Origin of the sequence: Streptococcus intestinihominis (assembly GCF_046824975.1) — a bacterium.
Taxonomy (GTDB): domain Bacteria; phylum Bacillota; class Bacilli; order Lactobacillales; family Streptococcaceae; genus Streptococcus.
This window is the reverse complement of the sequence record NZ_JBKQBL010000004.1, coordinates 60,612-67,958: the sequence shown is the minus strand read 5'-3', so window position 1 is coordinate 67,958 and position 7,347 is coordinate 60,612. Positions and strand designations below refer to the sequence as shown.

The 7,347-nt window shown below is 35.9% G+C and carries 8 protein-coding genes; all 8 read left to right on the top strand.

From position 1 onward, the window contains the following. Positions 1–124: 124 nt before the first annotated feature. A complete protein-coding gene (locus tag ACLOR3_RS07225; RefSeq protein WP_048716869.1) occupies positions 125–835 on the top strand; it encodes a glycosyltransferase family 2 protein in 711 nt (236 codons plus the stop codon). Position 836: 1 nt separating this feature from the next. Continuing rightward, positions 837–1,172 (top strand): DUF2304 domain-containing protein, encoded by a 336-nt coding sequence (locus ACLOR3_RS07220; protein WP_353772959.1) that lies wholly within the window; start codon positions 837–839, stop codon positions 1,170–1,172. Continuing rightward, positions 1,156–2,439 (top strand): lipopolysaccharide biosynthesis protein, encoded by a 1,284-nt coding sequence (locus ACLOR3_RS07215; protein WP_411399865.1) that lies wholly within the window; start codon positions 1,156–1,158, stop codon positions 2,437–2,439. The genes ACLOR3_RS07220 and ACLOR3_RS07215 overlap by 17 nt, the downstream gene beginning before the upstream one ends. Continuing rightward, complete coding sequence (locus ACLOR3_RS07210) at positions 2,423–3,205, top strand: glycosyltransferase family 2 protein (protein ID WP_411399864.1); 783 nt, start codon at positions 2,423–2,425, stop codon at positions 3,203–3,205. The genes ACLOR3_RS07215 and ACLOR3_RS07210 overlap by 17 nt, the downstream gene beginning before the upstream one ends. Before the next feature lie 99 nt (positions 3,206–3,304). Further along, positions 3,305–4,279: a glycosyltransferase family 2 protein gene (locus ACLOR3_RS07205; RefSeq protein ID WP_233436500.1), complete on the top strand. Its 975-nt coding sequence runs from the start codon at positions 3,305–3,307 to the stop codon at positions 4,277–4,279. 55 nt (positions 4,280–4,334) lie between these two features. Continuing rightward, a complete protein-coding gene (locus tag ACLOR3_RS07200) occupies positions 4,335–5,261 on the top strand; it encodes a glycosyltransferase family 2 protein (protein ID WP_411399863.1) in 927 nt (308 codons plus the stop codon). A gap of 64 nt (positions 5,262–5,325) precedes the next feature. Beyond that, the gene (rfbD, locus tag ACLOR3_RS07195) at positions 5,326–6,177 is read left to right on the top strand and encodes a dTDP-4-dehydrorhamnose reductase (RefSeq protein ID WP_411399862.1); all 852 of its coding nucleotides are present in this window, start codon (positions 5,326–5,328) and stop codon (positions 6,175–6,177) included. Between the two features lie 107 nt (positions 6,178–6,284). Continuing rightward, positions 6,285–7,347: beta 1-4 rhamnosyltransferase Cps2T (cps2T, locus tag ACLOR3_RS07190; protein ID WP_412037106.1), on the top strand; the 1,063-nt coding region annotated here is incomplete at its 3' end.

Here is a 7,347-nt window from a genome sequence, read left to right as displayed (position 1 = left end):
TCCTATTTTTTAGGGGAGCTGATTTTTTAGTAGTTTGCGTGCTTCTAAGCATTGTCCTGAACTAGAAAAATAGCCTTAAATATAGTATAATGAAGTGATATGCTTAGAAGGGAATGTAGAAGTATTGAGAACTTCAGAATTGCTAATTATTATTCCTGCTTATAATGAAAGTGGTAATATAGAAAAAACAATCAAGATGATTGAGGAACATACGCCAGAATTTGACTATGTCATTATCAATGATTGTTCCACAGACAATACTCTGGAAATTTGTAGAAGGAATCAATTTAATGTCATTGATTTACCCATCAATTTAGGAATTGGTGGTGCTGTACAAACAGGATATCAATATGCAGTTAGACACAGCTACCAATACGCTGTCCAAGTAGACGGAGACGGCCAACACAATCCTGAATTTATTAAAAAAATGTTAGAAGTTCTTCAAGAACGACAAGTGAATATGGTGATTGGTTCACGTTTCATCGAGAATCAAGGTTTTCAATCTTCTTTCCTACGTAGAATAGGAATTACATTTTTTGAAAAATTAATCAAGGTTTTGACGGGTCAAAAGGTAACAGATCCAACTTCTGGTTTACGAGTTGCTGACCGAAAAGTGATTGAGGAATTCGCCAAGCAATATCCAAGTGATTATCCAGAACCAGAGACGATTGTGTCCCTGTTAACCTCAGGATATTCAGTAGCAGAAGTGCCTGTATTAATGAACGAACGAGAGCACGGGGAATCATCTATCACATTAAGTAAATCTGTTTACTATATGATTAAAGTGACAATGGCAATGTTATTGGCTAGAATTGGCGGAGGATATAAGAAATAAAATGCTAAATATTTGGTTGACCATTATTGTAATTATTTTTATGGTTTATATTCTGAGACTAGTTACAAAGAAAGTTGTTGAAATGAGAAATGTCATCTCTTGGCTTATTCTTTGTATCGTCTCGTTGCCAGTCATTTGGTTTCCAAATTTAATTGGAGCAATATCTGAATTTCTTGGGATTCAGACATTAAGTAACTTTGTTTTTCTATTAAGTACATTTTTATTAATATTTTTAATATTTTCATTAACTCGTACTGTATCAAAGCAATCAGTACAGATTAAGAAATTGTCACAAACAATCGCCTTATTAAGAAGTGAGAATGAAAATGAACAATAAAGCAAATAGGAGTGTCTATTTTTGGAATTTTGCTGGGAATATAGCAGCGGCTGCAGTTTCTATATTGTATTTGATTATTGTCTCTCGATATACTTCCGCAAGTGATGCTGATAATTTTAGTTTGGCTTATGCAATTGGGAATCTCTGGATTGTCATTGGTATGTTTCAAGTAAGAAATTATCAGGCGACTGACTTGAAAGAAACATACTCCTATTTGGAGTATTGGCTAACTAGGGTTATAACAGTTTGTTTGATGTTAGTCACATTATTTCCATATTTACTTTTTAGTGGAAATAATGTTGGAAAAGGAAATTTATTTTTAATAATAATCCTGACGGTGCTTTATCGTTCTTGTGATGCTTTTTCTGATTTATTCCAAGGTTTGTTTCAACAACATGAACGTTTAGATATTGCAGGGAAATTAATGGTGCTGCGTTATGGTTCGAGCACAATCATTCTCCTAATTAGTTTGTTACTTTCAAATTCTTTAATTTTTTCTTTAATTTGTTTATGTTTTTTTAATGTTCTTTTTGTTTTCGGGGGTGATTACGTCCAATCCAAACAAATTAGAACGATACCTTTTAATCAGTTTTCATATGCTACATTTAAGCAATCAATTGATATCATGAAAACTTGCCTTCCCTTGTTTGTTAACGGCTTTTTATTAGTATATGTTTTGAATTATCCAAAACAAGTGATTGATAAATTGCTAGTCGAGGGTGTATTACGTGAAGGTGCTCAAAGAGACTTCAGTATTCTATTCATGCCTGTTTTCTTTATGAGTTTATTTGTATTAGCATTAAGACCTTTAATTACCGATTTGGCAAAACAATGGTCAGAAAAAAGATTTCATACGTTTAATGCTATGATTCGAAAGATTTTATTATTGCTTATGATTTTGGGACTGGTAGTATCAATACTGGCCTATTTGTTAGGGATCCCTATTTTGAATATTATAAGTGGTATTGATTTATCAAATTATAGTTTATTACTTACTATTTTAGTGCTTTCCGGCTTTTTATATTCTATAGCTTCTGTCATAGGTGATTTTTTAATTATATTGAGGAAGCAAGTCTATCTACTCTATGTTTATATCGCAATGGCGTTGTTGACAAATCTTCTTACGCCTCTAGCAATGAGGGAGTTTGGTTTGTTTGGAGCAGGGCTTAGTTTTGTTATGGTTATGCTATTTTACACAGTTGCGAGTTGGATTGTCTTTGTAATTATGAGAAGGAAGGAGATTCAAAAATATGAATCAGTGGAATGATCATACATTTGTAATCTGTGCTTATGGGGATAGTCCTTTTTTAGAGGATTGTATAAACTCGTTATTAAGCCAAACCGTAAAAAGTAGTATCATTTTGTATACTTCTACTCCAAGTGTATTTATCGAAAGTATTTGCCAAAAATATGCTATTCCATTTAATACAAGTGTTGGTGGTGGGATTGGGAAAGATTGGAATAATGCTTTATCTTTTGTTACTACCCAATATGCTACAATAGCCCATCAAGATGATTATTATGAGCCAACTTATTTAATGGAAATTAAAGAGAGGATAAAGAAGCATCAAGATGCTATCATTCTTTATTCTGATTATTTTGAAGAAAAAAATGGAGAGGTCATTAAACCGACTTCAAATCTAAAAATCAAATCATTAATGTTAAAAACAATCTCTTTATTCCCTAAAACTAAGTGGTGGAGAAATCGTATTCTTGCTTTTGGAAATCCGATTTGTTGCCCTGCTGTAACTTATAATTTAGAATTGGTTAAGGGCTTTAGATTTGATGAGGAATGGAGAGTTAGTCTAGATTGGCTTGCTTGGTATCATTTGGCTAAATTTGATGGCAGATTTGTATATGTTCCAAAGAAATTAATGTGCCATCGTATTCATGAAGATTCTGAAACGAGTAATACCATTAGTGATAATACTCGAACGAAGGAAGATTACATGATGTTTAATCTTTTTTGGCCAAAAGGATTAGCGAAATTGATAAATCATTTTTATAAAAAGAGTCAGGATACAAATGGTTAAACATTACTTGTTTGAGGTTTGCTAACAATATAAAAGTTCTATTTTCTTGCTTATCTGTAAAAACCATGAGTGATATTTATAAATATAAAGGATAAAATTGTGAAAGAAGCGCCTAAGATTAGTGTCATTATTCCAGTATATAATGCAGAATTATATCTCAAAAGATGTATAGATTCAGTTTTGAATCAAAGTTTTAAATCATTTGAAATTATTGCAATTGATGATGGTTCAAAGGATAATTCGTTCAAAATATTGAATGAATACCAACAATTTTCTCCAAGTATTAGAATTTTGAGTCGGGAAAATAAAGGTGCGGCTTATACTAGAAATGAAGGTATCAAGCTTGCAAAAGGTGAATTCATCATGTTTATCGATAGTGATGATTATATAAACCCAGACTACTTGCAGGTGTTTTATGATGAGATCTCAAACGGGATGGATGACGCAGTTATTGGTGGGCTTCAAAGAGTAAACCAAGATGGAAAACAACTATTTTCTATCCAATTGGGTAAAGATAAATGGTCGAAATATAGATCAATTTCACCATGTGCTCGCATCTATAGAAAAAAATTTATAATAGATAACGAACTTTCTTTTCCAGATATTCCGTTGGCTGAGGATTTGTTATTCAGTTTAACCGTATATACAAAATCTAAGAATATTAGAACCATACCATATTGTGGATATAATTGGTTTTACAATGAGAATAGCGCATCTAATACATTAAATAAGGGTTTTAATCCAAAATTAGATATCAAGAATGTTCTTGATAAGATAACAGGGATTATACCAAATGATTTTTCTGAAACTAAATTAATTAAATTCTTTATAAAAAAATTTACTCTTTATTGGTTATTAGACGGTGGGAGACATTCCACAAGTGAGGAGTTTTTACGTCAATATAAAGAAATTAATGATTGGGTCAAGATAAATGGAATGAAGTCCACACTTTCTGTTTTTAATCGAGAAATTAGAGATGAGAGATTGATGGTTAAACTAGCTATCTTTACAATGAACTTGATTGAAAAAGTCGGTTTATTAAAACTGTTTGCAAAACTGTATTGTAAAGGATAGTTAGAAAAACTATAGTTTCCGAAAAGATAATAGTAAATGTTAATAGGAGCAATAAATGGTTATATCAGTTGTAGTCCCGTGTTTTAACGAAGAAGAATCGATTCCATTATTTTACGAAGAAATGGAACGAGTTCGGATCTCCATGGGGGAAGAATTTGAATATATTTTTATCAATGATGGGTCTTCTGATAAAACTTTAGATGTTTTACGAGAACTCAATCTCTTAAATCCTTATGCTCATTATCTTTCCTTTTCGCGAAACTTTGGGAAGGAAGCGGCTCTCTATGCAGGACTTCAGCATGCTTCAGGAGATTATGTTACGGTCATGGATGTGGACCTACAAGATCCTCCAGAGCTATTGATTGAAATGAAGCAGAAGTTGGATCAGCAGCCAAATCTAGATTGTGTCGGAACCCGACGCGTAACTCGTGATGGGGAGCCACCGATTCGTTCCTTCTTTGCACGGCTGTTTTATAAATTGATTAATCATATCAGCCAAGTGGAAATGGTTGATGGAGCGCGTGATTTCCGTTTGATGCGGCGTCCCATGGTTGATGCCATCATGGAGTTATCCGAGTACAATCGTTTTTCAAAAGGGATTTTCGCCTGGGTTGGATTTGAGACAGAATACCTCGAATATAAAAATGTAGAGCGCGTAGCAGGAGAGACATCTTGGAATTTTTGGTCTCTATTCAAATACTCGATTGAAGGGATCGTTAACTTCTCAGATGCCCCACTAAATATTGCCTTTATTGGTGGACTGTTATCTTGGATTTTGGCTTTTATCATGGTGATTCTGATTGTAATCCGTACCTTAGTCTTTGGAGATCCTACTTCAGGTTGGCCATCCCTCATGACAGTGATTCTTTTCCTTGGAGGCTTCCAATTGCTAACTATTGGGATTTTAGGGAAATATATCGGTAAGATTTTCATGGAAACCAAGAAACGTCCAATCTATGTTATCAAAGAGAAAAGCAAGTAAAAGCAGAAAACTTCTGCTTTTTTTGCTATAATGAAAGGGAAAAAGCATTTGAAAGGATATTACCATGATTTTAATTACAGGTGCAAATGGTCAACTTGGAACGGAGCTTCGCCATTTGTTAGATGAACGAAATGAAGAATATGTAGCTGTTGATGTAGCTGAAATGGACATCACAAATGCAGAGAAAGTAGATGAGGTTTTTGCGGAAGTGAAGCCAACTCTAGTCTATCACTGTGCTGCCTATACAGCCGTTGATGCTGCTGAAGATGAAGGGAAAGAGTTGGACTATGCGATCAACGTGACTGGTACGGAAAATGTAGCGAAGGCGTCTGAAAAACATGGGGCAACCCTAGTCTATATTTCTACGGACTATGTGTTTGATGGGAATAAGCCAGTTGGACAAGAATGGGAAGTAGACGATCAACCAAATCCCCAAACAGAGTACGGTCGCACAAAACGTATGGGAGAAGAATTGGTTGAGAAGCATGTTTCGAACTTCTACATCATCCGTACAGCTTGGGTCTTCGGGAACTACGGTAAGAACTTTGTCTTCACCATGCAAAACTTAGCCAAGACTCACAAGACTTTAACAGTTGTTAATGACCAACATGGTCGTCCAACCTGGACACGTACTCTTGCAGAGTTCATGACTTATTTGGCTGAAAACCGTAAGGAGTATGGTTATTACCACTTGTCTAACGATGCGAAAGAAGATACAACTTGGTATGACTTTGCAGTTGAAATCCTCAAAGATACGGATGTTGAAGTGAAACCAGTGGATTCTAGCCAATTCCCAGCTAAGGCAAAACGCCCACTGAACTCAACGATGAGCTTGGCAAAAGCGAAAGCTACAGGATTCGTTATTCCAACTTGGCAAGATGCCTTGAAAGAGTTCTATAAACAAGAAGTGAAATAAGAGAAATTTGAAGCGACCCTTAAGGGTCGCTTTTCTGTTTGCATTAGGCAAAAAGCCTAGAAAATGGTATAATTGAATAGACTGTAAATTGTTAGAAAGGGAATATTATGCAACACGTTTTTATTATCGGAAGTCGTGGGCTTCCGGCTCAATATGGCGGTTTTGAGACTTTTGTAGACCAATTGGTCTCCCATCAAGTGTCTCCAGATATCCAGTACCATGTTGCTTGCCTTTCTAACGATCAAGCCTATCATCATTTTGACTACAAGGGTGTCGATTGTTTTACCATTAAAGCGCCTAAGCTTGGGCCTGCACGGGTCATCGCCTATGATATGATGGCCATCAACTATGCTCTGACGGTTATTAAGAAGCAGGGAATTGAACAGCCGATTTTTTATGTCTTAGGCAATACAATCGGAGCCTTTGTGGCACCTTTTGCTCGTAACATCCATAAGATAGGTGGACGATTTTATATCAATCCAGATGGACTGGAGTGGAAGCGGGCCAAGTGGGCTAAACCGATTCAAGCCTATCTCAAGTATTCTGAAAAAATCATGACACGCCATGCGGATTTGGTGATTTCTGACAACCCTGGTATTGAGTCCTATATCAAGGAAGCCTATCCTTGGTCCAAGACGACCTATATTGCCTATGGGACGGACTTATCTCCGACCAGCCTGACCAGTCAGGATAATAAGGTCCGAGAATTCTATCACAAGTGGCAGACTCAGGAGAAAAACTATTTCCTAATTTTGGGTCGCTTTGTCCCAGAGAATAATTATGAGACCGCCATTCGTGAATTTATAGCCTCTTCCACCAAGCGTGATTTGGTGATTATTTGTAACCATGAAGGCAATCCTTATTTTGAAGAACTCCGAGCTCGAACAGGATTTGATCAGGATCCGCGCGTCAAGTTTGTAGGAACGGTCTATGATCAAGACCTTTTGAAGTATATCCGTAAAGAAGCCTTTGCTTATATCCATGGTCATGAAGTGGGCGGAACCAATCCGGGTCTCTTAGAGGCTCTTGCTCACACGGATCTGAATCTAGTTTTAGGAGTCTCCTTTAACCAAACGGTTGCCAAGGACACAGCTCAATATTGGACCAAAGAAGCTGGGAATTTGGCGCATTTGATCAACCAGGTTGATTCTTTAGAAGATGTATCTGAAT

What these genes read in the sequence shown, in the direction of transcription:
- ACLOR3_RS07220 (WP_353772959.1), top strand. Translation starts at nt 837, where the DNA reads ATGCTAAATATTTGGTTGACCATTATTGTAATTATTTTTATGGTTTAT.
- ACLOR3_RS07210 (WP_411399864.1), top strand. Translation starts at nt 2,423, where the DNA reads ATGAATCAGTGGAATGATCATACATTTGTAATCTGTGCTTATGGGGAT.
- rfbD (WP_411399862.1), top strand. Translation starts at nt 5,326, where the DNA reads ATGATTTTAATTACAGGTGCAAATGGTCAACTTGGAACGGAGCTTCGC.
- ACLOR3_RS07215 (WP_411399865.1), top strand. Translation starts at nt 1,156, where the DNA reads ATGAAAATGAACAATAAAGCAAATAGGAGTGTCTATTTTTGGAATTTT.
- ACLOR3_RS07200 (WP_411399863.1), top strand. Translation starts at nt 4,335, where the DNA reads ATGGTTATATCAGTTGTAGTCCCGTGTTTTAACGAAGAAGAATCGATT.